Source organism: Kitasatospora sp. NPDC059673, from assembly GCF_042734215.1.
GTDB lineage: Bacteria > Actinomycetota > Actinomycetes > Streptomycetales > Streptomycetaceae > Kitasatospora.
The window spans coordinates 45,484-69,685 of sequence record NZ_JBHWEN010000029.1; the positions used below are offsets into that span (position 1 = coordinate 45,484).

20 protein-coding genes are annotated in these 24,202 nt (G+C 70.8%); 17 read left to right on the top strand and 3 right to left on the bottom strand.

The features are described from left to right. Positions 1–569 precede the first annotated feature (569 nt). Positions 570–938 (top strand): VOC family protein, encoded by a 369-nt coding sequence (locus tag ACFV18_RS27685; RefSeq protein WP_380487750.1) that lies wholly within the window; start codon positions 570–572, stop codon positions 936–938. Continuing rightward, positions 935–1,654, top strand: coding sequence for an alpha/beta hydrolase (locus ACFV18_RS27690; RefSeq protein ID WP_380487752.1), 720 nt, complete (start codon positions 935–937; stop codon positions 1,652–1,654). The genes ACFV18_RS27685 and ACFV18_RS27690 overlap by 4 nt, the downstream gene beginning before the upstream one ends. Positions 1,655–2,404: 750 nt before the next feature. Here the strand turns inward: ACFV18_RS27690 and ACFV18_RS27695 are convergent. From ACFV18_RS27695 to ACFV18_RS27705, 3 genes are all read right to left on the bottom strand, one after another. Further along, complete coding sequence (locus tag ACFV18_RS27695) at positions 2,405–3,064, bottom strand: HAD-IA family hydrolase (RefSeq protein WP_380487754.1); 660 nt, start codon at positions 3,062–3,064, stop codon at positions 2,405–2,407. Positions 3,065–3,137: 73 nt separating this feature from the next. Then, positions 3,138–3,587, bottom strand: a complete 450-nt coding sequence (locus ACFV18_RS27700; RefSeq protein ID WP_380487756.1) for a deaminase — start codon at positions 3,585–3,587, stop codon at positions 3,138–3,140. A 98-nt stretch (positions 3,588–3,685) separates the two neighbouring features. Further along, positions 3,686–4,273, bottom strand: a complete 588-nt coding sequence (locus tag ACFV18_RS27705) for a pyridoxamine 5'-phosphate oxidase family protein (protein WP_380487758.1) — start codon at positions 4,271–4,273, stop codon at positions 3,686–3,688. Positions 4,274–4,357: 84 nt separating this feature from the next. Between ACFV18_RS27705 and ACFV18_RS27710 the strand changes: the two genes are divergently transcribed. From ACFV18_RS27710 to ACFV18_RS27780, 15 genes are all read left to right on the top strand, one after another. Then, on the top strand, positions 4,358–5,212 hold the full coding sequence (locus ACFV18_RS27710) for a methyltransferase domain-containing protein (protein WP_380487760.1): 855 nt from the start codon (positions 4,358–4,360) through the stop codon (positions 5,210–5,212). Positions 5,213–5,274: 62 nt separating this feature from the next. Further along, the gene (locus ACFV18_RS27715; RefSeq protein ID WP_380487762.1) at positions 5,275–5,457 is read left to right on the top strand and encodes a hypothetical protein; all 183 of its coding nucleotides are present in this window, start codon (positions 5,275–5,277) and stop codon (positions 5,455–5,457) included. A 78-nt stretch (positions 5,458–5,535) separates the two neighbouring features. Beyond that, positions 5,536–6,006 (top strand): CYTH domain-containing protein, encoded by a 471-nt coding sequence (locus tag ACFV18_RS27720; RefSeq protein ID WP_380487763.1) that lies wholly within the window; start codon positions 5,536–5,538, stop codon positions 6,004–6,006. Positions 6,007–6,051: 45 nt separating this feature from the next. Continuing rightward, positions 6,052–6,447, top strand: coding sequence for an NUDIX domain-containing protein (locus ACFV18_RS27725; protein ID WP_380487765.1), 396 nt, complete (start codon positions 6,052–6,054; stop codon positions 6,445–6,447). 215 nt (positions 6,448–6,662) lie between these two features. Beyond that, positions 6,663–9,455 (top strand): SpoIIE family protein phosphatase, encoded by a 2,793-nt coding sequence (locus ACFV18_RS27730; RefSeq protein ID WP_380487767.1) that lies wholly within the window; start codon positions 6,663–6,665, stop codon positions 9,453–9,455. A gap of 75 nt (positions 9,456–9,530) precedes the next feature. Continuing rightward, entirely contained in the window at positions 9,531–12,071 is a 2,541-nt protein-coding gene (locus tag ACFV18_RS27735; protein ID WP_380487769.1) for a SpoIIE family protein phosphatase, read from the top strand. A 202-nt stretch (positions 12,072–12,273) separates the two neighbouring features. Continuing rightward, on the top strand, positions 12,274–14,178 hold the full coding sequence (typA, locus tag ACFV18_RS27740) for a translational GTPase TypA (protein WP_380487771.1): 1,905 nt from the start codon (positions 12,274–12,276) through the stop codon (positions 14,176–14,178). A gap of 344 nt (positions 14,179–14,522) precedes the next feature. Beyond that, on the top strand, positions 14,523–16,151 hold the full coding sequence (locus tag ACFV18_RS27745; protein WP_380487773.1) for an ABC transporter substrate-binding protein: 1,629 nt from the start codon (positions 14,523–14,525) through the stop codon (positions 16,149–16,151). 139 nt (positions 16,152–16,290) lie between these two features. Further along, positions 16,291–17,217 carry an ABC transporter permease gene (locus ACFV18_RS27750; protein WP_380487775.1) on the top strand — a complete coding sequence of 309 codons (927 nt, stop codon included), beginning with the start codon at positions 16,291–16,293 and terminating at the stop codon, positions 17,215–17,217. Further along, positions 17,210–18,133 (top strand): ABC transporter permease, encoded by a 924-nt coding sequence (locus ACFV18_RS27755; protein ID WP_380487777.1) that lies wholly within the window; start codon positions 17,210–17,212, stop codon positions 18,131–18,133. Before ACFV18_RS27750 ends, ACFV18_RS27755 begins: the two co-directional genes overlap by 8 nt. Positions 18,134–18,150: 17 nt before the next feature. Beyond that, positions 18,151–19,203: an ABC transporter ATP-binding protein gene (locus tag ACFV18_RS27760; protein WP_380487779.1), complete on the top strand. Its 1,053-nt coding sequence runs from the start codon at positions 18,151–18,153 to the stop codon at positions 19,201–19,203. Further along, positions 19,196–20,215 (top strand): ABC transporter ATP-binding protein, encoded by a 1,020-nt coding sequence (locus tag ACFV18_RS27765; RefSeq protein ID WP_380487781.1) that lies wholly within the window; start codon positions 19,196–19,198, stop codon positions 20,213–20,215. Before ACFV18_RS27760 ends, ACFV18_RS27765 begins: the two co-directional genes overlap by 8 nt. Before the next feature lie 328 nt (positions 20,216–20,543). Next, positions 20,544–22,166: an ABC transporter substrate-binding protein gene (locus ACFV18_RS27770; protein ID WP_380487783.1), complete on the top strand. Its 1,623-nt coding sequence runs from the start codon at positions 20,544–20,546 to the stop codon at positions 22,164–22,166. An 87-nt stretch (positions 22,167–22,253) separates the two neighbouring features. Continuing rightward, positions 22,254–23,180: an ABC transporter permease gene (locus tag ACFV18_RS27775; RefSeq protein WP_380487785.1), complete on the top strand. Its 927-nt coding sequence runs from the start codon at positions 22,254–22,256 to the stop codon at positions 23,178–23,180. A gap of 91 nt (positions 23,181–23,271) precedes the next feature. Further along, the gene (locus ACFV18_RS27780; protein ID WP_380487825.1) at positions 23,272–24,186 is read left to right on the top strand and encodes an ABC transporter permease; all 915 of its coding nucleotides are present in this window, start codon (positions 23,272–23,274) and stop codon (positions 24,184–24,186) included. The last annotated feature ends 16 nt before the right edge of the window (positions 24,187–24,202 follow it).

Genomic DNA, 24,202 nt, shown 5'->3' on the forward strand with positions numbered 1-24,202 from the left:
TGATGCGGCAGTGCGGTAGGTGTCGGGTTGCGGGGCTCGGTGAGGTCGGCTGCCCTTGGCGTGCTTGCGGTGATTGGGGAGTCGTTGCTCGGGCAGGTGAGGTGCCGGGCCGGTGGTGGAGGTGCTGGGGGTAGTGCGGCAGGTCGTCGCCAGGGTGTCCGCCAGGCCTGGTTGTGGTGCCGCACTCGCAGTGTCGGGAGTTGCTGTCGCGGGTGGGGGACGCGTCGGGTGGCAGGTGTCAGGTCGTTGCCTGGGGCCTCCGTCCGCCCTGGTCGCTGCGCCGCACTCGCAGTGTTGGGAGTCGGCGTCCGCGGCGGTGACGTGTCGGGGCAGTGGCAGTGCGGCAATTGTCGGGTTCGGCGGTGCAGGCTGCCTGCGGTCTCCCGCCCGCCTGCTGCGCCGCACGTGCCGCGCCGGGGACTTGCTGCCCCTGGGGAGGTGCCAGGCAGAGCATCCGCCGCTTGCGGTGGGGCCGGCCGTCCCTCGCCGCGTCGGTCGTCCGACGCCTGTCGTGTCGGGAAGCCGCTGTCGGTGGCGCGTGACACGCTGGGCCGGTGACGGAAGAGCAGATGGCAGAGCGCCGGGCGGTCGGGGCGCTGAGTTCGACGGTGCTGGACTGCCCGGACCCGGAGCGACTGGCGGCGTTCTACCGCCTGTTGACGGGCTGGGAGGTGACGTACCGCAGCGAGGCGTACCTGTTCATCGGGGACGGCCCGGTGCGGATCGGCTTTCAGCGGGTCGGCGGGTTCCGGCCGCCGGCCTGGCCCTCCGACGGGGCCCGTGCCCATCTCGACTTCACCGTGCCCGAGTTGGCGCCGGCGGTGGCCGAACTGCTGGCGGCGGGCGCGACGAAGCCGGAGCACCAGGCGGGCGGTGACCACTGGGTGACGCTGCTCGACCCGGACGGGCACCCGTTCTGCCTGGCGATCCCCGAATGACGACGGCCGGTACACCCACGCTGGCGGCGGACGGCGAACGCCTGGCCTGCACCGTGGTCGAACCCGCCGTCCCGGCCCGCCCCGGTACGGCGCTGCTGATGCACGGCGCGGGGAACAGCGGCAGGCATCGATGCCTGCCGCTGGCCCGGGAGTTGGCGGCTGCGGGCTGTCGCTCGGTGGTGTTCGACTTCGCGGGGCACGGCGAGAGCACCGGCGAGCTCGGGCAGCTCTCGCTGGCCCGCCGCGCGCGTCAGGCCCGTGCGGTGCTGGAGCGCCACGCGCCGGACGGGCCGCTGCTGCTGGTCGGGTTCTCGATGAGCGGCCAGACCGTCGCCGACCTGCTGGGTGAGCCCGACATCGGCGACCGGGTACGGGCGATCGCCCTCGGGGCCCCGGCCGCGTACGCCCGCGACGTGGGGGAACTCCCGTTCGCCGCACCAGAGTTCACGGCCACCTTGCGCAGCCCGGGCAGTTGGCGCAGCAGCACGGCGTTCGAGACCTTCGCGGCGTTCGACGGCCGGGCGGTGCTGGTGCTGCCGGAGACGGACGAGGTGATCCCGGCCGAGGTGACGAACGCCCTGGACGCCGCCCTGCGCACCCGTGCCGCGTACACCCGGCTCGTCCTGCCGGGCGCCGATCACATGCTCGGCACCTGGCTGAGCGGCCACCCGGAGCACCGCGCCCAGGTGGCTGCCGCGCTTCTCGGCGATGCTTGATCGGCTGTTGGGGCAGTTGCACGGCCGGTCCGCCGCCGGTCGGGTCGGCACAGACCTGGGCAGCTTGGAGCGTCGTGCCCAAGTGGTTGCCGTGCTTCTCGCCGGCGCTTGATCGGCTGTTGGGTCAGTGCGGCCGGTCCGCAGACGCCTGAACAGCCATCAGGTCAGCCGCACGGCCAGTCCGCCGCCGACCGGGTCGGCACAGACCTGGGCGGTCCGGAGCGTCGTGCCAGGTGCCCGCCGTGCTTCTCGCCGGGGCCTGAACGGCCGTCGGGGCAGCCGCTCGGCCAATCCGCCACCGAGCGGGTCGGCACAGGCCTGAGCGACCACCGGAGCATCGCGCCCAGGTGGCCACCGCGTCTCTCGCCGACGCCTGAACGGCCGTCGCGCCCAGCCGCACGGCCGGTCCGCCCCGCCGACGCCTGAACGGTCGCAGGGGGCGCATGGTGGGCCCGCCGCTGCCTGGTTGGGCGTCAGGGAGGCCGTACTGCCGGCGGGCCGCCGCCTGAACGGCCGCCAGGGAGGTCGCACGGCCAGCCCGTCGACCACATGCTCGGCACCTGGCTGAGCGGCCACCCGGAGTGTCGCGTCCAAGTGGTTGCCGCGTTCCTCCCCCGATGCCCGAGCGTCCGCCAGAGCAGCCCCGCGACAGTCCGCCGACGCCTGAACGGCCGCTCGGCCAGCCCGCCCAGCGCCTGAGTGCCCGTCAGGGACGTCGTACGGCCAGCCCGCCCAGCGCCCGAGCGCCTGTCAGGGCAGTCGTACGACCAGTTCGCCGCCGGTCGGGGCGGCTGTGATGGTGACGCCGGTGAGGTCGTCCACCCAGTGGTCAGGCCGGTGGGCGGCGGCGCGGGGGCCGATGCCGAGGACGGGCATCCTGGCGGCGCGGGCGGCGGTGATGCCGGCCTCGGAGTCTTCCAGGACGAGGCATTCGGCGGGGGCGACGCCGAGTTCGGCGGCGGCCTTCAGGAAGCCTTCGGGGTCGGGCTTGCTGGCGCCGACATGTTCGGCGGTGATCATCAGCGGTGGCAGCGGGACGCCGGCGGCGGCCATCCGGACCCGGGCGAGGCGGTCGTCGGCGGAGGTGACCAGGGCGTGCGGCAGTCCGGCCAGTGACTCCAGCAGCCGTCGGGCGCCCGGGACTTCGACCACGCCGTCGGTGTCGGCGGTCTCCTCGGCGAGCATCTGCCGGTTCTCCGCGAGGTTCTGTTCCATCGGGCGGTCGGGCAGCAGCAGCGCCATGGTCAGGTGGCCCTGCCGGCCGTGGACGGTCTTCATCGCCTCGTCGGCGTCGAGCCCGTTCCGTTCCGCCCAGCGGCGCCAGCAGCGTTCGACCACGGCGTCGGAGTTGACCAGGGTGCCGTCCATGTCGAGCAGGACGGCCCGGACCGGCGGGGTGAGGACGGGCATCGGGGCTCCTCGGGGGCCTCGGGCGAGTGTTTGTTTCGCAATCGTACAAAACTAGCGCCGAGGGCTGCCGGGCTCACCCCAGCAGGTGCGCGTTGACCGCCCGGGCCTCCTCGGCCAGCTCCGGCAGCTCCACCACCTCGATGCCCGCCCCGGCGAGCACGGCGCTGCCCCGGCCCTCGGAGACGAACAGCGCGGGCTCCAGCCAGGCCACCACCACCCGCGGCACCCCGGCTGCGACGATCAACTCGGCGCACGGGTGCGGCCGGGAGGCCCGCTGCCCGCACGGCTCCAAGGTGCTGTACATGGTGGCGGTGCGCAGTCGCGGATCGCCGGGCGCGAGCCTGCCGAGCGCGGCCTCCTCGGCGTGGTTCACCGCGTCGACCTCTCGGCTGAAGCCCTCGGCCAGCACCTCGCCGTCCGCGCCGACGATCACCGCGCCCACCGAGAACGCCGTGCGGGACGGCGGGCAGCGTCGGGACAGCTCGATCGCGCGGCGCAGCCACTCCTGGTCGGAGGTGGTCATGGGGGACTCCTTCAGTACGGGACGGCGCCCCCCACGGTACGGGCCGCGACGGAACGGGCCGCGACGGAACGGGCCGCGACGGTACGGCCCGCGACGCTTCAGCCGGCGGGGCGCGGCGGCAGCGGGAGCGGCAGCGCGGGCAGGCCGTCGATGCTGACGGCGACGTGGTCCTTGCCCTCGCAGTAGGCGCTGAAGTTCTCCTCGCCCTTGCGGGTGAAGTACTGCTCGTGCAGGCCTCGTTCGGAGCGGTAGTCCATGAACGGGACGGCGTACCCGCAGGAGTCGCTCACCAGTTCCGCCCGCACCAGGACGATCGCGCGCAGGCCGACGCCGTCCGCGGACGGGTCGAAGTGCCCGAGGAGCTCGGCGAACCGCGGGTCGTCGCGGAACACCGGCTCGCCCCGGCCGTGCACCCGCAGCACCGTCGGCGGACCGTCGAAGGCGCACCACATCAGGGTGATCCGGCCGTTCTCCCGCAGGTGGGCGATGGTTTCGGCGTGTGAACCACCGAAGTCCAGGTAGGCGAGGGTGAGTTCGTCGAGGACGGCCAGGGTGCCGGCGCGGCCCTTGGGGGAGAGGTTGACGTGTCCGTCGCCGGAGAGCGGGGCGGTGGCCACGAAGAACACGGGCTGCCTGTCGATGAACGCGCGCAGCCGGTCGTCGATGCGTTCGTAGGTCTTTCCCATACCGGTGATTCTGCGCCCGGCCCGGCCCGGCGGGCGAGGAGATTTCGCAGTCGTCTCGTAGTGCGAGACGAGATTGTCCGGCCCATGGAACATTTTCCTATCCTGGGAGGCGCCTTCGAGGAGAGGGGAACCAACGTGGCCGGCTACACCCATGGGCACCACGCCGCCGTCCTGCGCTCGCACCGCACCCGCACCGCCGCCAACTCCGCGGCCTACCTGCTGCCCGAACTGCGGCCCGGGCAGCGGCTGTTGGACGTCGGCTGCGGGCCCGGCACGATCACCGCCGACCTCGCCGCCCGGCTCGGCCCGACCGGCCGGGTGATCGGCATCGACCCGTCCGCCGAGGTGCTCGCCCAGGCCGCCGCGTCGGCCGCCGAACGCGGCCTGGAGCAGCTGGCCTTCGAGGTCGCCGACGTGTACCGGCTCCCGTACGCCGACGCCTCGTTCGACGTGGTGCATGCCCACCAGGTGCTCCAGCACCTCGCCGACCCGGTCGCCGCGCTGCGCGAGATGCGCCGGGTCGCCGCCCCCGGCGGGGTGATCGCGGTGCGCGACGCCGACTACGCCGCGATGGCCTGGTACCCCCAACTGCCCGAACTGGACGACTGGTTGGCGCTCTACCGAAAGACCGCCCGGGCCAGTGGCGGCGAACCCGACGCCGGTCGCCGCCTGCTGTCCTGGGCGCACGCCGCCGGGCTGACCGACGTCCGGCCGTCCTCCAGCACCTGGACGTACGCCACCGGGGCCGAACGTGCCTGGTGGTCGGAGAGCTGGGCCGAGCGGACGGTGCACTCCAACACCGCCGCCACCGCCCTGGCCGAGGGCCTCGCCACCACCGCCGACCTGGACCGGATCGCCGCCGGCTGGCTTCGCTGGGCCGACCGCCCGGATGCCTGGTTCGCCGTTCTGCACGGCGAACTCCTGGTGAGCGTAAGCTAGTTGGCCCCATCGGCCCGGTCCGGCCCGCCCCCCATCGGGCCGGACCGCTACCGTGTGACGCCATGGGGAACCCGGATCGCACGCCCGCCATGCACCGCGTCATGCGGCAGGACGACAACGGCAATCGCTTCCTGCTCGCCCGCGGACTCACCCGCCCCGCCGCCGAGGCCCTGGCCGCCGAGTTCGAGGCCCGCGGCCACAAGCAGCTCTACTGGGTCGAAGCCGAGGAGGACCGCGCCCCGTAGGTCCGGTTCGGATCGCTCGCGGGCGCGTAGCGTGGCGGCAGGCGGGGGAGCGGGAATGCCGAGCGAGGAGGACCTCAGATGGCGGTGGAGATCGAGCGCAAGTTCCTGGTCCCGGACGGTGAAACCGTCCCCGAGGGGCGGGAGTTCGAAGTCCGGCAGGGGTACCTGGTGATCGGCCCGGAGGGGGCCGAGGCCCGGGTCCGCGACCAGGGCGGGGCGTGCTCGCTGACGGTCAAGCGCGGCACCGGACTGGTCCGCGGCGAGTGGGAGACCCCGCTCACCGCCGAGCAGTTCGAGGCACTGTGGCCCGCCACCGAGCAGGCCCGGGTCGCCAAGACCCGCCGGCTGGTGCAGCTCGGCCGGTACGAGGCCGTGGTCGACACCTTCCACGGCCGGCTGGCCGGACTGCGCACCGTCGAGGTCGAGTTCACCGACCAGCAGGACGCCGCCGCCTTCACCCCGCCGCCCTGGTTCGGAGCCGAGGTCACCGACCGCCCCGACCTGAAGAATCAGCACCTCGCCACCGCCGCCGCCCCACCCCGCCCCTGACATAGGGTCGGGAGCCGACGAGCGGTACGAGCGGCAAGGGCGGCAATGGCAGAGCTGATCGACACGGTGGCGTGGGTCCGGCTGGAGGGCGGCCGGATCCTCTGCGCGCGCCCCCGCGGCAAGGACGTCTTCTACATCCCCGGCGGCAAGCGCGAGGGAGACGAGACCGACCTGCAGACGCTGACCCGCGAGGTCGCCGAGGAACTCACCGTCGCCATCCGCCCCGACACCGTCACCCACGCCGGTACCTACGAGGCCGACGCCCATCCGGGCGGCCCCACCGTCCGGATGGCCTGCTACCGCGCCGAGTACACCGGCACCCTCGCCGCCAGCAGCGAGATCGAGGACGTCGAGTGGTTCGGCTATGCCGACCGCGACCGCGTCCCCCCGGTCGACCAGTTGCTCTTCGACGACCTGCACCGCGACGGCCACCTGCACTGAGCACGGGAGATCCCGGCCGCGCAAGGAAATGCCCGTTCTGTACGCCAATCGGACAGACGACCCGTATGCCGGGATAGCTGGGCGTTTCCCTGGGTATGGCAGTGTTCGGCTTGATTCGTCACGATCAGTGAGCCGCGCACGGCGCGACGTGGCGACGGCCCACGCCCCGGCGGCCCGTCGGCAGCGTGTTCCAGCGACGGCCGGAGGCCCCGTAGGTGGCGAAGCCGGGTGACGGCGGGGAAGAGCCCGAGGCGTCGGGCCTGCCCCCGCGCGGGCCGCGGCGGCCGAGCGGCTCCGCGCGGCCCAAGGGCACCGGCCGGTCCGGCGGAGCGGCCGCCCGGGCCCGTCTGCGCCGCCACCCCGGCCACGACCAGCCGGCGCCGCCCCCCGGGCCGTCCGCCGGACCGGCCGGCCCCGGGTCGTCGGCCCAGGGCGCCGGATCGTCCCGCGGCCGCCCCATCCGGGCGTTCCCCGGGGGGCCCGGCCCGCACCCGGCCGCGCGCCCCGACACCGCGCCGACCACGCTGCACCCCAGCCGCCGCACCGAGGGCGGCAGCCTGCTGGACGTGGTGCGGGTGGCGATCGTCATCCTGGACACCGCGGGCCGGGTGGTGCTGTGGAGCCCCACCGCCGAGGAGATGCTCGGCTGGCCCAGCGAGGTACTGGTCGGCCGGTCGATCGAGGAACTGCTCGCCGACCCGGAGGACCAGCAGCGGGCCAGGGCCGCCCTCCAGGAGACGCTTCGCCACGGCTCCTGGCACGGCTTCACCGGCATCAGCGACCGCGACGGCGTGCCGGTCGAGGTGGAGGTCCGGCTGTCGCTGCTGGTGGACGGCGACGGCGCCCCGTACGTGCAGGCCGCGCTCACCGAGGCCGCCGCGCTGCGCGCCGTCGAACGCGACCTCGCGGTCCGCGACGCGCTGTTCGAACAGTCCCCGCTGGGCATCGCCGTGCTGGACACCGACCTGCGCTACACCGCCGTCAACCGCACGCTGGCCGAGATGGACGGCCTGCCCGCCGAGGCACACATCGGCCGCACCGCCGGCGAGACCCTGCCGGAGCGCTCCACCGACGAGATCACCGCGCTGCAGCGCCAGGTGCTGGCCACCGGCGAGCCCGTCATCGACGTCACGCTGGCCGCGCCGAACAGCGGCCGGGGCGGCTACCGGTCGATCTCGTTCAGCCGGATGACCGACCGGGCCGGCCGGGTGCTCGGCATCTCCGGCACCGCGATGGACGTCACCGAGCGCTACCGGGCAGTGGCCAAGGTGGAGGGCGCCCGGCGGCGGCTGTCGCTGCTCAACGAGTTCGGCTCCCGGGTCGGCGACCTGCTGGACGCCTCGATGATCGCCCAGGAACTGGCCGGCGCGGTGGTCCCGCGGCTGGCCGACTACGCCGCGGTGATCCTGCTGCAGGCCGTCGCGCACGGTGACGACCTGCCCCGGCACGGCCACGACCGGCGCACCTCGCTGCTGCAGCTCGGCGTGGCCGGCGTCCAGGACGGCCCGGCGGTGGAGACCATGCTCCGGCACAGCGCCCGGATCACCTTCGAGGACGACTCGGTGTTCGGCCGGGTGCTGCGCCGCGGCGTCCCCGAACTGCTCACCGGCGCCGAACTGGAGGCGTTGTCCTTCCCCGGCGACCCCAAGGTGGAGGCCGCCCGCGACCTCGGCATCCACTCCCGCCTGGTGGTGCCGCTGCGGGCCCGCGGCATCGTGATCGGCCTGCTGGTGGTCAGCCGGGCCGGCTACCGCGAGGGCTTCGACCGCGACGACCTGGCCTTCACCGTCGAACTCGCCGACCGGGCCGGCAGCTCGCTGGACAACGCCCGCCTGTACGCCCGCGAGCGGACGGCCGCGCTCACCCTGCAGCGCACCCTGCTGCCCCAGCAGGTGCCGCAGCCGGCCGGCGTCGAGGTGGCCTACCGGTACGTGCCCGGCTCCAGCGGCACCGAGGTCGGCGGCGACTGGTTCGACGTCATCCCGCTGCCCGGCGACCGCACCGCGCTGGTGGTCGGCGACGTGATGGGCCACGGCCTGCGGGCCGCCGCCACGATGGGCCGGCTGCGCACCGCGGTGCGGGTGCTGGCCGCCCTCGACCTGGCGCCCGAGGTGGTCCTGCGGCACGTCCACGAGCTCGCCGACGACCTCGCCCAGGGCCCCGACGAGGCCCTGCTCGCCACCTGCGTCTACGCGGTGTTCGACCCCGCGCGGCGCAACCTGACCGTCACCAAGGCCGGCCACATCCCGCCGGTCCTGGTGGTGCCCGGCGCCGACGCCGAGCCGGCCCGCTCCGGCGGCCCGCTGCCCGGCGGCGCCGGCCAGGTGCTCGACCTGCCCTCCGGTGCGCCGCTCGGCGTCGGCGGGGTGCCGTTCGAGTCCATCGAGATGGAGATCCCCGACGGCAGCCTGCTCGCCCTGTGCACGGACGGGCTGGTGGAGTCCCGGGACAAGGATCTGGACGTGGGACTCGGGAGGTTGATCAGCGTGCTCGAACAGCCGTACGCCTCGATCCAGCAGGCGTGCGAGGCCGTCCTCGACACCATGGAGCAGGGCCGCGAGCCCGACGACGTGGCGCTGCTGCTGGCCCGGCTGGGCCGGGAACGGGACGACGCCCCCACCGCCGGCTGGACACTGCCGGCCGAGCCGACCGCGGTCTCCCGGGCCCGCCGGCTGGTGCGCCACACGCTCGCCGACTGGGGCGTCGAAGCCCTCACCGACACCGCCGAACTGCTGGTCAGCGAACTGGTCACGAACGCCGTCCGGTACGCCAGCGCCCCGATCGGGGTCCGCCTCACCCTCGGCGAGCTGCTGCTGGTGGAGATCTCCGACCCGCTGCCCGACCCGCCCCGGGAACGGCACGCGAGCGCCGGCGACGAGGGCGGGCGCGGCCTCGAACTGGTCCGCCGGCTCGCCCTGCGCTGGGGCACCAGGGCGGAGGGGCTGGGCAAGGTCGTCTGGTTCGAACTGGCAGACTCGGACGTTCAACCACCCGAGTCGATGTTGTGACGTTGAAGGGCGTGTGCGCCCACGCCCGGATGATGAATACTCGGACATCGAAATACTCGGTCGTCTCGACACCGGATGGGCGCGCGGGTTGGAGGGGTCGGTCCGTTGAACAGCTTCCCGGCACGGAACACGACGCACGGCAGCAGCGGCCGAGCCGCACTGCCGGAGCAGCCGGGTGCCCCCACGGTGCCCGCCACGCTCCCGGACGGCTGGGAACAGGCCTCGTCGGGCACCATCTACGACTACATCCGGGTCGCCACCTTCGCGATCGGCCCCGACGGGCGGATCGCGCAGTGGAGCGACCGGGCCGCCCAGTTCTTCGGCGTGCCCGCCGCCGAGGCGGTCGGCGCGGACCCGATCACCGCGTTCGTCCCGCGCGAACTGTGGCAGCGCGGCCGGGCCCGGCTGGAGCGCATCCTGTCCGGCGAGGAATGGGTCGGCACCGCCCCCTACCGGGACCTGTCCGGCGCGGAGAGCCTCGCCGAGGTCTACGCGATGCCCGACAGCGCCGACGGCTCGGCCACCTGCCTGGCCGTCGACCTCGGCCGGCTGCGCGCCATCGAGACCGACCTGGCCGCCTCCGAGGCGGTCATCGGCCAGACCCCCACCGGCTTCTTCCTGTTCGACACCGACCTGAAGCTGCAGCGCGTCAACGCCGCCTTCGCCACCGGCGTCGGCCGCAGCCCCGCCGCCCTGCAGGGCCTCGCCCCAGGCGACGTGTTCCGCCCCTCCGACGCGGACCGGCTGCTGCTCGCCCTGCGCAAGGTCCTCACCGGCCAGGATCCCGTCCTCGACCTGCGGCTGTCCGGCCCCGCCCGCCCCGGCCGCCCGGCCGGCCGCGACGACGAACGCACCTGGGCGGTCTCGCTGTACCGCCTCACCGCCGCCGGCGGACGCCCGATCGGCGTCGCCGGGCAGGTCCAGGACGTCACCAGCCGGCACATCGCCGAACGCGAGGCCGCCGGCGTGCGCCGCAGCCTCGCCCTGCTCAACGAGGCGTCCACCCACATCGGCTCCACCCTCGACCTGGAGACCACCGCCAAGGAACTGCTCGACGTGATCGTCCCGCAGTTCTGCGACGTCGCCACCGTCGACCTGTACACCGCGCTGCTCACAGGCGACTCCTCCCTCACCGCCAACCCGGAGAACGGCGAACTGCGCCGGGTCGCGGTCTCCAGCGTGGTCGGCAACGCCCCGTCGGTGCTCGGCAGCGAGCGCGGCGGCGTCCGGGTCGCCGAGGCCGGCGGCACGCTCTGCTACCCGCCGCGCTCCCCGCACGCCCGCGCGCTGCGCACCGGCCGCAGCGTCGTCCCGCAGCCCGGGCCCGACCCGCTGCTGCGCTCCACCCTGGTGGTGCCGTTGGTCGCCCGCGACCAGGTGCTCGGCCTGGTGCAGCTGTCCCGGGCGATCGGCAGCGAGCCGTTCGACGCCCGCGAGGTCGCGATCGCCGAGGAACTGGTCGCCCGCGCCGCCGTCTGCGTCGACAACGCCCGCCTGTACCGCCGCGAGCACGAGCGCGCGCTGATCCTGCAGCGCAGCCTGCTGCCCCCGGGCAACCCGGCCGCGTCCGGCCTGGAGATCGCCCGCCGCTACCTGCCCAGCAACAACAACACCGAGGTCGGCGGCGACTGGTTCGACGTCATCCCGCTGCCCGGCAGCCGCACCGCCCTGGTGATCGGCGACGTGATGGGCCGCGGCCTGCGCGCCGCCGTCGCGATGGGCCAGCTGCGCACCGCCGTACGCACCCTCGCGATGCTCGACCTGGACCCGGAAGAGGTGCTCTCCGCCCTCGACGAGATCGCCCGCGGCCTCGGCAACGACGACGCCGAACCGGACCGGGCCGGCGCCGAGGTCTACCTCGCCACCTGCGTGTACGCCGTGTACGACGCGGTCAAGCAGCGCTGCACCTTCGCCAACGCCGGCCACCTCCCGCCGGTGCTGCTCGCCCCCGGCGAACGCGCCCGGATGCTCGACGTGCCGCCCGGCCTGCCGCTCGGCGTCGGCGGCGAACCGTTCGAGGAGGTCACCGTCGACCTGCCCGAGGGCGCCGTCCTCGGCCTGTACACCGACGGCCTGGTGGAGTCCCGCAAGCACCAGCTGGACGAGGGCCTGAAGGCCTTCCGCACCGCCCTCACCAACGGCTCCGACCAGCTGGAGGAGCTCTGCGACCAGGTGCTGGACGAGCTCAACCCGCACCACGGCGAGGACGACATCGCCCTGCTGATGGCCAAGGTCAAGGGCCTGCCCAAGGGCTCGGTCGGCGACTGGCGGTTGCCGCCCGAGCCGACCTCGGTCGCCCGGGCCCGCGAGGCCGCCTGCGGCTGGCTGCTGGAACGCGGCCTCGACGAACTCGTCGACACCTCCGAACTGCTGGTCAGCGAACTGGTCACCAACGCCCTGCGGCACGGCCGCGGCGAGATCCGGCTGCGCCTGCTGCGCGACAAGACCATGGTCTGCGAGGTCTGGGACGACGCCTACGCCCAGCCGCGCCAGCGCCGCGCCCAGGAGACCGACGAGGGCGGCCGCGGCCTCCAGCTGGTCTCCCTGCTGGCCGAGCGCTGGGGCAGCCGCCGCACCCCCAAGGGCAAGATCGTCTGGTTCGAGCTGGCCCTCTAGCCCGCGGCCGTCCGTTCGTACCGGAAGCGGGCGCCGGGCCGTTGTGATTCAAACCTCCACCGGCTGCCCGTTTCTGCTCCATTGCGGGCTTCCCCGTACGATGGGGAGAAGCCGAGGCATGTGCCGTGCCCGGTGGGTGGACCGGTGAATGCTGACGCGGGCCGGGCACCGTGACCCACGATTCCGGGAGAATCAGCGCCGCATGCCCACGCGCAACGACATCCGCAACGTCGCCATCGTCGCCCACGTCGACCACGGCAAGACCACCCTGGTCGACGCCATGCTCAAGCAGGCCGGTGCCTTCGCGGCCCACCAGCAGCTCGACGACCGCATGATGGACTCGAACGACCTGGAGCGCGAGAAGGGCATCACCATTCTCGCGAAGAACACCGCGGTCAAGTACCACCCCAAGGACGGCGGCGCGCCGATCACCATCAACATCATCGACACCCCGGGCCACGCCGACTTCGGTGGCGAGGTCGAGCGCGGTCTGTCGATGGTGGACGCGGTCGTCCTGCTGGTCGACGCCTCCGAGGGCCCGCTGCCGCAGACCCGCTTCGTGCTGCGCAAGGCGCTCTCCGCCCGCCTGCCCGTCATCCTGTGCATCAACAAGACCGACCGCCCGGACGCCCGGATCGACGAGGTCATCAACGAGACCTACGACCTGTTCCTGGACCTGGACGCGGACGAGGACCAGATCGAGTTCCCGATCGTCTACGCCTGCGCCCGTGACGGCGTCGCCTCGCTGACCAAGCCGGAGAACGGCACCGTGCCGGCCGACTCCGAGAACCTGGAGCCGTTCTTCTCCACCATCCTGGAGCACGTCCCGGCCCCGACCTACGACGAGAACGCCCCGCTGCAGGCGCACGTCACCAACCTGGACGCCGACAACTTCCTCGGCCGTATCGCGCTGCTCCGCGTCGAGCAGGGCGAGCTGCGCAAGGGCCAGACGGTGGCCTGGATCAAGCGCGACGGCTCGATCCAGAACGTCCGCATCTCCGAGCTGCTGATGACCGAGGCGCTCACCCGCAAGCCCGCCGAGGTGGCCGGCCCCGGTGACATCTGCGCCGTCGCGGGTATCTCGGAGATCATGATCGGCGAGACCCTGGCCGACACCGAGAACCCGATCGCGCTGCCGCTGATCACCGTCGACGAGCCGGCGATCTCGATGACCATCGGCACCAACACCTCGCCGCTGGTCGGCAAGGGCGGCTCCGGCAAGGGCGCGGACGCCAAGTCCGGCGCCAAGGTGGACCGCAAGGTGACGGCCCGCCAGGTCAAGGACCGTCTGGACCGCGAGCTGATCGGTAACGTCTCGCTGCGCGTGCTGGACACCGAGCGCCCGGACGCCTGGGAGGTGCAGGGCCGCGGTGAGCTGGCGCTGGCCATCCTGATCGAGACCATGCGCCGGGAAGGCTTCGAGCTGACCGTCGGCAAGCCGCAGGTCGTCACCCGCGAGATCAACGGCAAGACCCACGAGCCGGTCGAGCGCCTCACGGTGGACGTCCCCGAGGAGCACATGGGCGCGGTCACCCAGCTGATGGGCATCCGCAAGGGCCGGATGGACAACATGTCCAACCACGGTTCGGGCTGGGTCCGGATGGAGTTCGTGGTGCCGTCCCGCGGCCTGATCGGATTCCGGACGGAGTTCCTCACCAACACCCGCGGCACCGGTATCGCGCACTCCATCCACGAGGGCTACGAGCCGTGGTTCGGCGCGCTGACGACCCGTAACAACGGTTCGCTGGTCGCCGACCGCTCCGGCGTGGTCACCGCCTTCGCGATGACCAACCTGCAGGAGCGCGGCGTGCTGTTCACCGACCCCGGCACCGAGGTGTACGAGGGCATGATCGTCGGCGAGAACTCGCGCTCCGACGACATGGACGTGAACATCACCAAGGAGAAGAAGCTCACCAACATGCGTTCCTCGAACGCTGACGTGGCCGAGTCGATCGTCCCGCCGCGCAAGCTCTCGCTGGAGCAGTCGCTGGAGTTCTGCCGCGAGGACGAGTGCATCGAGGTGACCCCGGAGACCGTGCGCATCCGCAAGGTCGTCCTGGACGCCAAGGAGCGCGGCCGCACCGCGTCGCGCGCCAAGAAGGGCTGACGCCCGCCTGTTTCGGCCGACCGGCCGGTGTCCTTCGGGGCGCCGGCCGGTCGTGTTTTTGGTGACTCTCCGTCATGAACGGCCAGGGAGAGGCTGTTCGTTAATCGGACGTCACTGATCGTCATCCGTGACAACTGTCCGTTTCGCCCCTGTCTGGCTATGTCTGGAATGTCCGATTTTGGGATTCATCCATCGTTCATGTGACCAAATTGAAATCCGGATTGGTCAATTCCGTATCCATGAGTGACCGATAGTGGGTGCAGTCGAGCTCGGGTCGAGGCTCCTGCGCAGGGGTGCGCGCCAGGCCGCGAGCGATCTGCAACACGATTTCAGGAGGCACACCCATGCGCGGTGCCAGCCAGGCCAAGTGGGTTGTCGCAGCCGTCGCGGTCGCCCTCGCCGCTACCGCTTGCGGCAGCAGCTCGTCGGACGGCGCTTCCAGCGGACCGGCCAACGCCCAGGGCACGTTCAGCTACCAGAGCTCCGAGCCGCAGAACCCGCTCCAGCCCGCCAACGCCATGGAGGTCGGCGGCGGTCGCGTCATCAAGAACCTGTTCAAGGGCCTGGTGGACTACGACCCCAGCAGCGGCAAGCTGCGCAACCAGGTCGCCGACAAGATCGAGACCACCGACGCGCAGAACTACACCGTCACCCTGAAGTCCGGCTGGACCTTCCACGACGGCACCCCGGTGACCGCGCAGTCCTTCGTGGACGCCTGGAACTGGTCCGCCAACGTCAAGAACAACCAGATCAACTCCAACTGGTTCTCCGACATCCAGGGCTACGACGCGGTCCACCCGGCCAAGGGCGACCCGACCGCCGACACCATGTCCGGCCTGAAGGTCGTCGACGACACCCACTTCACCATCGCGCTGACCGGCCCGGTGTCGTACTTCCAGTACAAGCTCGGCTACACCGCCTTCGCGCCGCTGCCGAAGGTGTTCTACACCGACCCGGCGAAGTTCGGTCAGTCGCCGATCGGCAACGGCCCCTACAAGTTCGTCTCGTGGGAGCACAACAAGGCGATCACCCTCGCCGCCTACGACAACTACGCGGGCGCCGACAAGCCGAAGAACGGCGGCGTCGTCTTCAAGAACTACTCGCAGCCCGAGGCCGCCTACAAGGACCTGGTCTCCGACAACCTGGACGTGCTGGACCAGGTCGACCCGAGCGACCTCGCCTCCTACAAGAACGACCTGGGCGACCGCGCCGTCGACCAGCCGCAGGGCTCCATCCAGGCGCTGTCCTTCTCGCTCTACCAGGACTCCTGGAAGGGCCAGGACAAGGCCAAGGTCCGCCAGGGCCTGTCGATGGCGATCGACCGCGACACCATCACCAAGACGGTGCTCAACGGCTCCCGCCAGCCGGCCAACACCTGGGTCGCCCCGGGCGCCATGGGCTACAAGGACAACACCTGCGGCGAGGCCTGCACCTACAACCCGGAGAAGGCCAAGCAGCTGATCGCCGAGGGCGGCGGCGTCCCCGGCAACAAGATCACCGTGCTGTACAACTCCGACGGCGGCCACAAGGAGTGGGTGGACGCGGTCTGCAACTCCATCCGCCAGGCCACCGGCGTGGAGTGCGTCGGCGACCCGAAGCCGGACATGAAGACCGCCCGCGACCTGATCAAGGGCAAGAAGGTCGACGGTCTGATGCGGACCGGCTGGCAGCAGGACTACCCGCTGAACGCCAACTTCCTGCGCGACGTGTACGGCACCGGCGCCGACGCCAACGACGCCGGCTACTCCAGCCCGGAGTTCGACAAGCTGGCCAGTGCGGCGGACAAGGCCACCACCGTCGAGCAGACCGCCGACCTGTACCAGCAGGCCGAGGCCCAGCTGGCCAAGGACATGCCGGCCATCCCGCTCTGGTACTACAAGACCACCGCCGGTTACTCGAAGAACGTGCAGAACGTGAAGTACGACTCGTTCGGCGACCCGGTCTTCACCCAGGTCGAGGTCAAGCAGAAGTAACCGAGCCGGCACCGCACGGCTCGAACCGACACGGCCGGTGCCCGTACCCCGCCCCACCGGGCGGACCGGCACCGGCCGTTGTCACGCCAAGAACTCTGATCGGGACGACGGCCCGTCAGAGCAGCAAATTGGAGGCACGATGGGGCGCTTTGTCGCAAGGCGACTGCTCCAGATGATCCCGGTGTTCCTGGGCACGGTCACGATCATTTTCTTCATGACCCGCATGCTGCCCGGCGACCCGGCGGCGGCAATGTGGGGAGACAAGGCCGCCGACCCCGCACAGCTGGCCGCGTTCAAGCACCGGATGGGACTCGACGTCTCGCTGTGGCAGCAGTACCTCAACTACATGGGCGACCTGTTCACCGGAAACTTCGGTGAGACCATGTCCGGCCGCAAGGTCATCGACGTCATCGGCGAGGCCCTGCCGGTCACCATCCGCCTGGCCCTGCTGGCCTTCGTCTTCGAGCTGGTGGTCGGCGTCGGGATCGGCCTGCTGGCCGGCCTGCGCCGCGGCAAGGCGTTCGACAAGAGCACCCTGGTGCTGACCCTGCTGCTGATCTCGATCCCGGTCCCGGTGCTCGGCTTCATCTTCCAGAACGTCTTCGCGATCCAGCTCAAGTGGATCACCCCGACCGTTCAGGACTCGATGAACCTCGGCCAGCTGATGCTGCCCGCCATCGTGCTCGGCTCGCTGTCCCTCGCCTATGTCGCCCGACTGACCCGCACCTCCATCGCGGAGAACATCAAGTCGGACTACATGCGCACCGCGATCGCCAAGGGCCTGCCCCGGCGCAAGGTCATCGGTACCCACCTGCTGCGCAACTCGATGATCCCGGTGGTGACCTTCCTGGGCACCGACCTCGGCGCCCTGATGGGCGGCGCGATCGTCACCGAGGGCATCTTCAACGTCAAGGGCGTCGGCAACGCGCTGTACCACGCCATCAACCTCAACGAGGGCGCGACCGTCTCCGGTTTCGTCGTCGTGCTGGTGCTGGTGTACCTGGCCGCCAGCCTGATCGTCGACCTGCTCTACGCGGTCCTGGACCCGAGGATCCGGTATGCCTGACCTGATCGAGAAGACCGTCCCGGCACAGGGCTCCGCCGAGCCCAAGCCGGAGAAGCCCCGCAGCCTCGGCTCGGACGCCTGGCACGACCTGCGCAAGCGGCCGATCTTCATCATCTCGGCGGCGCTGATCGTGCTGCTGGTCGCCTTCGCGATCGCCCCCAGCCTGTTCACCTCGGTGGACCCGCGGGCCGGCGACCTGCGCCTGCACTACCTGAGCAAGCCGAACTACCTGCACTTCTTCCAGGCGGACTGGTTCGGCTACGACGGCCAGGGCCGCTCCATCTACGCCCGGATGATCTACGGTGCCCGCGCCTCCGTGGTGGTCGGCATCTGCGTCACCGCCGGTGTCACCGTCCTCGGCGGCCTGGCCGGCATGATCGCCGGCTACTACGGCGGCTGGGTGGACGCGGTGATCTCCCGGGTCACCGACATGTTCTTCGGCATCCCGCTGCTGCTCGGCGCGCTGGTCGTGCTGAACGCCTTCACCACCCGCACCGTCTGGTCGGTGGTCTTCGCCCTGGTCGCCCTCGGCTGGACCCAGATGACCCGCGTGATGCGCGGCTCGGTGATCACCGTCAAGCAGTCGGACTACGTGACCGCGGCCAAGGCGCTCGGCGCCGGCACCGGCCGGATCATGTTCAAGCACATCCTGCCGAACGCCATCGCCCCGGTGATCGTGGTCGCCACCATCGCGCTGGGCGGCTACATCGCCACCGAGGCCACGCTGAGCTTCCTCGGCATCGGCCTGCAGGACCCGACCATCTCCTGGGGCATCGACATCAACTCGGCCCAGAAGGTCCTCCGTACCGCGCCGTTCGCGCTGTTCTTCCCGGCCGGCATGCTCAGCGTCACCGTGCTGGCGTTCATCATGCTCGGCGACGCGGTGCGCGACGCCCTCGACCCGAAGCTGCGCTGAGAGAGGCGGCCCGCATCATGACCACCGCACCCGAGAAGACCACCGCCGCGAAGGACCGCCTGGTCCCCGGCACCCCGCTGCTCGAAGTCCGCGACCTGCACGTCGAGTTCAAGACCCGCGACGGCGTCGCCAAGGCCGTCAACGGCGTCAACTACTCGGTCGCCGCCGGCGAGACCCTGGCCGTGCTCGGCGAGTCCGGCTCCGGCAAGTCCGTCACCGCGCAGACCATCATGGGCATCCTCGACATGCCGCCCGGCCGGATCACCGCCGGCGAGATCATGTTCCGCGGCCAGGACATGCTCAAGATGTCGAACGAGGAGCGCCGGAAGATCCGCGGCCGCAAGATCGCGATGATCTTCCAGGACGCGCTGTCCTCGCTGAACCCGGTGCTCTCCGTCGGCTACCAGCTCGGCGAGATGTTCCGCGTGCACGAGGGCGCCTCCCGCAAGGAGGCCAAGGCCAAGGCCATCGAGCTGATGGACCGGGTGCGCATCCCGGCCGCGGCGCAGCGGGTGAACGACTATCCGCACCAGTTCTCCGGCGGTATGCGGCAGCGCATCATGATCGCGATGGCGCTGGCCCTGGAGCCGGACCTGATCATCGCGGACGAGCCGACCACGGCGCTGGACGTGACCGTCCAGGCGCAGGTGATGGACCTGCTGGCGGAGCTTCAGGCCGAGTACCACATGGGTCTGATCCTGATCACCCACGACCTCGGCGTGGTGGCCGACGTCGCGGACAAGATCGCCGTCATGTACGCCGGCCGGATCGTCGAGACCGCCCCCGTGCACGAGCTGTACGCGCGGCCCGCCCACCCCTACACCCGCGGCCTGCTCCGGTCGATCCCGCGCCTCGACCAGAAGGGCGAGGAGCTCTACGCGATCAAGGGCCTGCCGCCCAACCTCTACAAGGTCCCGGCCGGCTGCGCCTTCAACCCGCGCTGCGACGTGGTCACCGACCGCTGCCGCACCGAGATCCCCGCCCTGCACCAGGTCACCGACCGGGACGGGGCCGAACTCGCCGGCCGCAAGAGCGCCTGCCACCTCTGGAAGGAGACCCTCCATGGCTGAGCCCATCCTGGAGGTCCGCGACCTGGTCAAGCACTACCCGCTCACCCAGGGCGTCCTCTTCAAGAAGCAGGTCGGCGCGGTCAAGGCCGTCGACGGCGTCTCCTTCACCCTCGACAAGGGCGAGACGCTCGGCATCGTCGGCGAGTCCGGCTGCGGCAAGTCCACCCTCGCCAAGGTCCTGATGAACCTGGAGCGGGCGACCGCCGGCCAGGTCCTCTACAAGGGCGAGGACATCTCCCGGCTGTCGGGCGCCGCGCTCAAGGCCGTGCGGCGCAATATCCAGATGGTGTTTCAGGACCCGTACACCTCGCTGAACCCGCGTATGACGGTCGGCGACATCATCGGGGAGCCGTTCGAGATCCACCCGGAGGTGGCGCCGAAGGGCGACCGGCGCAAGGCGGTTCAGGATCTGCTCGATGTGGTGGGTCTGAACCCGGAGTACATCAACCGGTATCCGCACCAGTTCTCCGGCGGCCAGCGTCAGCGCATCGGCATCGCGCGGGGTCTGGCGCTGAAGCCGGAGATCATCATCTGTGACGAGCCGGTGTCGGCGCTGGACGTGTCGGTGCAGGCCCAGGTGATCAACCTGCTGGAGCAGCTCCAGAGCGAGTTCGAGCTGTCCTACATGTTCATCGCGCACGACCTGTCGATCGTCCGGCACATCTCCGACCGGGTCGGCGTGATGTACCTGGGGCGGATGGTGGAGATCGGCACCGACGCCGAGATCTACGAGCACGCCACCCACCCCTACACCCAGGCGCTGCTGTCCGCCGTCCCGGTGCCCGACCCGACCGGCCGCGAGAGCCGCGAGCGGATCATCCTCACCGGCGACATCCCCTCCCCGGCGAACCCGCCCTCCGGCTGCCGCTTCCGCACCCGCTGCTGGAAGGCGGAGGAACGCTGCTCGACGGAGCTGCCGCTGCTGGCCGTCCCGGAGCTGCTGACAGGCGAGGCCAGGCACGAGTCGGCCTGCCACTTCGCGGCCGAACGCGAGGTCGCCGGCGCGGCCTGACGCAACGGCAGGACGTGCACCGATAGGACGTGCACCGACAGGGGCGCGGGGAACTGCGCGAGCAAGGAGTGAACGCCGGCAAGGTCGCGAGCAAGTGCAGGTCATTGTCCTGCGTCGCGATCTTGCTGGTGAGTGCCTTCCGCTTCGCGCAGTTCCCCGCGCCCCTGTTTTCGCGCCCATCCGCCCGCGCGAGTTTCCCCGCGCCCCTGTTTTCGCGCCCACCTGCCGTTGCGCTCCTCGCTCGTCCGGCTGCGTTGCGGTCGCGTGACCGCTTGGCGGCGATTCTCATGAGGTGAGATGCGTCATCCACCCTTGAGGAGGAAGCTCCATGCCTGCAGGCACCCGTGTGCGCTGGGCCGTGGTCAGTGCGACGTCAGTGGCCCTGATGGCCACGGGTTGTGGTGGTGGCGGCAGTTCGGGTAGCGGTTCGTCGGACGCGACCAAGACGTTCACCTATCAGAGCAGTGAGCCGCAGAATCCGTTGCAGCCGGCCAACGCCAATGAGGTGGGTGGCGGGCGCATCGTGCAGAACCTGTTCAAGGGCCTGGCGGACTACGACCCGTCCAACGGCAAGCTGCGGATGCAGGTTGCGGACTCGATCAACACCAATGACGCGCAGACGTACAACGTGACGCTGAAGTCGGGCTGGACCTTCCACGACGGGACGCCGGTGACGGCGAAGAGCTTTGTGGATGCCTGGAACTGGGCGGCGAACACCAAGAACAACCAGATCAACAGCTCCTGGTTCTCCGACATCCAGGGCTACAACGATGTCCACCCGGCCAGCGGCACGCCGACCACGGACACCATGTCGGGGCTGACCGTTCAGGACGACACGCACTTCACGATCAAGCTGAGCAACAAGGTCTCGTACTTCCCGTACAAGCTGGGGTACGTGGCCTTTTCGCCGCTCCCGGAGGGGTTCTTCAAGGACCCGGCGGGTTACGGGCAGAAGCCGGTGGGCAACGGGCCGTACGAGTTCGTGAGCTGGGACCACAACTCGCAGGTGGTCACCAAGACCTTCGCCAACTACCAGGGCGTGGACAAGCCGAAGAACGGCGGCGTGGTGTTCAAGATGTACACCAGCTCCGAGGCGGCCTACGCGGACCTCCAGTCGAACAACCTGGACGTGATGGACCAGGTGCCGCCGTCGGCGCTGGCGAACTACAAGGGTGACCTGGGGAGTCGGGCGATCGACGCCCCGCAGGGTGGGATCCAGAACGTCGGCTTCACCCTTTACCAGGCCGACTGGCAGGGGGCGAACAAGAACCTGGTCCGGCAGGGCCTGTCGATGGCGATCGACCGGGACACCATCACCAAGACGGTGCTGCAGGGCTCCCGGGCGCCGGCCTCCGCCTGGGTCGCCGAGGGTGTCGAGGGCTACAAGGCGGGGACCTGCGGGGACTTCTGCACGTACAACCCGGACAAGGCGAAGCAGCTGATCCAGCAGGGCGGCGGCGTCCCCGGGAACTCCGTCAAGGTCACCTACAACGCGGACGGCGGCCACAAGGAGTGGGTGGACGCGGTCTGCAACTCGATCCGCCAGGCGACCGGGGTGAACTGCGCCGGCGACCCGAAGACCGACTTCAAGACCGCCCGCGCGGCGATCACCGGCCACCAGATCGACGGCATGTTCCGCACCGGCTGGGTGCAGGACTACCCGCTGAACGCGAACTTCCTGGCGGACGTGTACCGCACCGGCGCGGCTTCCAACGACACCGGCTACTCCAGCCCGGAGTTCGACAAGCTCGCCAACCAGGCCGACCGGGCCTCCTCGATCCAGGACACCGCGACCGGCTACCAGCAGGCCGAGGCGCAGCTGGCGATCGACATGCCGGCCATCCCGCTCTGGTACTACCGGACCAACTCCGGCTACTCGACCAAGGTGCAGAACGTGACGTTCGACTCCTTCGGCAACCCGGCCTGGACCCAGGTCGAGGTCAAGGGCTGATCCCGTCCGACGCCTGCCCCCGTCCTTCCCGCACGGAGGGCGGGGCTCCGGCAGTACGTCAGTCACTCTTCGGAGGGAGAGCCCCCCATGGGCCACTACGTCGTACGGCGCGTGATCCAGATGATCCCGGTGTTCTTCGGGGCCACGCTGCTGATCTTCCTGATGGTGTACACGCTGCCGGGTGACCCGATCGCGGCGATGTTCGGCGAAAAGGCGGCCGACCCGGCGACCGTGGCCAGCCTGAAGCACAAGTACTACCTCGACCAGCCGCTGTGGAAGCAGTACCTGCACTACATGAACAACGTCTTCCACCTGGACTTCGGCACCAGCTTCACCGGCCGCCCGGTGTCGGAGATCATGAGGGACGCCTTCCCGGTCACCATCCGGCTCGCCCTGGTGGCGTTCTTCTTCGAGATCGTGGTCGGCCTGCCACTGGGCCTGCTCGCCGGCCTGAAGCGGGGCAGCTTTTCGGACACCCTGGTGTTGGTGTTGACCCTGGTCGTCATCTCGATCCCGGTGTTCGTGCTCGGCTACGTCGCCCAGACGGTGTTCGCGATCAATCTCGGCTGGGTGACGGCGACGGTCCAGGATTCGACGGACATCACCCAGTTGATCCTGCCGGGCCTGGTGCTGGCGTCCCTGTCGCTGGCGTACGTGGCCCGGCTCACCCGCACCTCGATCGGCGAGAACCTGCGCGCCGACTACATGCGCACCGCGGTGGCCAAGGGCCTGCCGCGGCGGACCATCGTCGGGCGGCACCTGCTGCGCAACTCGCTGATCCCGGTGGTGACCTTCCTGGGCACCGACTTGGGCGCGCTGATGGGCGGCGCGATCGTCACCGAGGGCATCTTCAACATCTCCGGGGTCGGCAACGTCCTCTACAAGGCGATCAACCAGAAGGAAGGCCCGACGGTGGTCGGCATCGTCACCGTGCTGGTGATGGTGTACCTGGTCGCCAGCCTGGTCGTCGACCTGCTGTACGCCGTCCTGGACCCGAGGATCCGCTATGCCTGACCGGAACGAGGACATCCCCGACGACCACGACCCGCTGCGGAACATCCAGCCCACCGACAGCGATCACCTGGACTACGTGGGGCAGCAAGGCATGGCGGTGGAGCAGGACACCCTGATCGAGCGGGACGCGGGCAAGCGGGAGCAGGCCCGCAGCCTCTGGGGCGACGCCTGGCGGGACCTGCGGCGGCGGCCGATCTTCATCATTTCGGCGTTGCTGATCCTGCTGCTGATCCTGATCGCCATCTTCCCGGGGCTGTTCACCAGCACCGACCCGCGGGCCGCCGACCTGCTCCACAACTACCTGCGCCGACCGGACTGGACGGACTTCTTCGGGGCCGGCTGGTTCGGCTACGACGGCCTGGGCCGCTCGATCTACGCCCGGGTGATCTATGGGGCGCGGGCCTCGATCACGGTCGGCATCTGCGTCACCCTGGCGGTGACCCTGGTGGGCGGCCTGACCGGGATGGTCGCCGGGTACTTCGGCGGCACGGTCGACGCGGTGCTGTCCCGGGTCACCGACATCTTCTTCGGCATCCCGCTGCTGCTCGGCGCCCTGGTACTGCTGAACGCCTTCAGCGTCCGCACCGTCTGGTCCGTGGTGATCGCGCTGTCCTTCCTCGGCTGGACCCAGCTGGCCCGCGTGATGCGCGGGTCGGTGATCACCGTCAAACAGTCGGACTACGTGGTGGCCGGGCGGGCGCTGGGCGCCGGGACGGGGCGGCTGATGTTCCGGCACATCCTGCCGAACGCGATCGCCCCGGTGATCGTGGTCGCCACCATCGCGCTGGGCGGCTACATCACCGCGGAGGCCACGCTGAGCTTCCTCGGCATCGGCCTGCAGCCCCCGACCATCTCCTGGGGCGTGGACATCTCCTCCGCGCAGAAGGTGATCCGGCAGGCGCCGTACGTGCTGTTCTTCCCGGCCGCGGCGCTGTCCGTCACCGTGCTGGCCTTCATCATGCTGGGCGACGCGGTGCGCGACGCCCTCGATCCGAAGCTGCGCTGAGCGAGGGGAGAGGCAC

Bases quoted from the DNA above. Each gene is read 5' to 3' on its own strand.
- ACFV18_RS27760 (WP_380487779.1), top strand. From the start codon at position 18,151: ATGACCACCGCACCCGAGAAGACCACCGCCGCGAAGGACCGCCTGGTC.
- ACFV18_RS27715 (WP_380487762.1), top strand. From the start codon at position 5,275: ATGGGGAACCCGGATCGCACGCCCGCCATGCACCGCGTCATGCGGCAG.
- ACFV18_RS27710 (WP_380487760.1), top strand. From the start codon at position 4,358: ATGGAACATTTTCCTATCCTGGGAGGCGCCTTCGAGGAGAGGGGAACC.
- ACFV18_RS27690 (WP_380487752.1), top strand. From the start codon at position 935: ATGACGACGGCCGGTACACCCACGCTGGCGGCGGACGGCGAACGCCTG.
- ACFV18_RS27725 (WP_380487765.1), top strand. From the start codon at position 6,052: ATGGCAGAGCTGATCGACACGGTGGCGTGGGTCCGGCTGGAGGGCGGC.
- ACFV18_RS27775 (WP_380487785.1), top strand. From the start codon at position 22,254: ATGGGCCACTACGTCGTACGGCGCGTGATCCAGATGATCCCGGTGTTC.
- ACFV18_RS27755 (WP_380487777.1), top strand. From the start codon at position 17,210: ATGCCTGACCTGATCGAGAAGACCGTCCCGGCACAGGGCTCCGCCGAG.
- ACFV18_RS27705 (WP_380487758.1), bottom strand. From the start codon at position 4,273: ATGGGAAAGACCTACGAACGCATCGACGACCGGCTGCGCGCGTTCATC.
- ACFV18_RS27735 (WP_380487769.1), top strand. From the start codon at position 9,531: ATGGGCGCGCGGGTTGGAGGGGTCGGTCCGTTGAACAGCTTCCCGGCA.
- typA (WP_380487771.1), top strand. From the start codon at position 12,274: ATGCCCACGCGCAACGACATCCGCAACGTCGCCATCGTCGCCCACGTC.
- ACFV18_RS27695 (WP_380487754.1), bottom strand. From the start codon at position 3,064: ATGCCCGTCCTCACCCCGCCGGTCCGGGCCGTCCTGCTCGACATGGAC.
- ACFV18_RS27770 (WP_380487783.1), top strand. From the start codon at position 20,544: ATGCCTGCAGGCACCCGTGTGCGCTGGGCCGTGGTCAGTGCGACGTCA.
- ACFV18_RS27750 (WP_380487775.1), top strand. From the start codon at position 16,291: ATGGGGCGCTTTGTCGCAAGGCGACTGCTCCAGATGATCCCGGTGTTC.
- ACFV18_RS27700 (WP_380487756.1), bottom strand. From the start codon at position 3,587: ATGACCACCTCCGACCAGGAGTGGCTGCGCCGCGCGATCGAGCTGTCC.
- ACFV18_RS27720 (WP_380487763.1), top strand. From the start codon at position 5,536: ATGGCGGTGGAGATCGAGCGCAAGTTCCTGGTCCCGGACGGTGAAACC.
- ACFV18_RS27745 (WP_380487773.1), top strand. From the start codon at position 14,523: ATGCGCGGTGCCAGCCAGGCCAAGTGGGTTGTCGCAGCCGTCGCGGTC.
- ACFV18_RS27780 (WP_380487825.1), top strand. From the start codon at position 23,272: ATGGCGGTGGAGCAGGACACCCTGATCGAGCGGGACGCGGGCAAGCGG.
- ACFV18_RS27685 (WP_380487750.1), top strand. From the start codon at position 570: ATGGCAGAGCGCCGGGCGGTCGGGGCGCTGAGTTCGACGGTGCTGGAC.
- ACFV18_RS27765 (WP_380487781.1), top strand. From the start codon at position 19,196: ATGGCTGAGCCCATCCTGGAGGTCCGCGACCTGGTCAAGCACTACCCG.